Raw genomic sequence first — 1,022 nt, 5'->3', positions numbered from 1 at the left:
ACAGACCTTATTGACCTTGCTGGCAAAACATAAGCCCAAAATATCGACCGAAGGCAGGTGAAGGTGATGGCGGTGGAACGTAACTAGCACAAAGGGGCGTATGCTGAAAGTGCCCCTCCGAGGAGGCCTTCTATGGCGTCCAGTACTCAAACACGACGTGATTCTGATGTGGACGAAAAGCCCGGGGCTAGGATATCACTGAGCGCAAGTGAAACAGCTCAGAATGTCGGTCGCCGCAGATTCGGTGAATTTGCGAATCTTGTTCGGGGACCGGTTGCGGCACTCAGTGCCGAGCAGAATCTCCTTGTCAAACGCGATTTATTGGAATCACTGTCGCGTCGAGCGGTGTATTGGATGGCGTTGATGCTGTTCGTAAGCCTGTTCGTGTTCGTACTTGGAAATTGGATCAAGACGTCGGATATTTATCTTTTGTTCCGTGTGGTCTGGATCTTCGGACTGTGGGGGATGGCCGCTCCCATGGCAATATATTTACTGAAAAGGACCATGGCGCTTCCAAAGCACGCGGGCGTCATCGCGGTCGAGCAGATGCACTGGGCATGGGCTGGATTGGTCATACTGACATCGTTGTGGTGGGCGGCCGGTAGCTTTGGGATAGAGCCACCCATTTTCTGGGCCTACCATGGTGATACTCATATTATTTTTCACAGGACTTTCTTCCTAAAGCTGACGCTGATGTGTCATGTATTTACTGTGCTGCTGCTCGCACCTAGTCTTCGTGCAACTTTAGGTTCACTCGTGCTCGGCACTATCCCATTTGGATTTAGCGTGGGAGGAATTCTGTTAACTAATCGGCCAACTTTGTTTGAGTCGCTTACGGCTCAACTAATTGGCTATTGTCTCATCGCATGGTTTCTTTGTTACGATCAGAAGCACGCATGTATAAAAGAGGTTATTCTCGAAGAGGCGCGATCGCGGGCCGAAGCGGCAAGGGCGGAGAAGAACCAACTTATCGCTGCGATAAGCCATGATTTGCGCCAGCCGCTCACAACGCTCGGCTTGAA

General features: G+C 51.1%; 1 protein-coding gene. It reads left to right on the top strand.

The genetic code is table 11. From position 1 onward, the window contains the following. Positions 1-132 precede the first annotated feature (132 nt). The coding region (locus tag M0D67_RS42020) for a hypothetical protein (RefSeq protein WP_266243693.1) at positions 133-1,022 on the top strand (890 nt) is incomplete at its 3' end.

It is taken from the genome of Paraburkholderia sp. SECH4, from assembly GCF_030511745.1.
GTDB classification, from domain to species: Bacteria; Pseudomonadota; Gammaproteobacteria; order Burkholderiales; family Burkholderiaceae; genus Paraburkholderia; species Paraburkholderia madseniana.
Note: the sequence above shows the minus strand (reverse complement) of the source record. Positions and strands in the feature narration are given on the sequence as shown.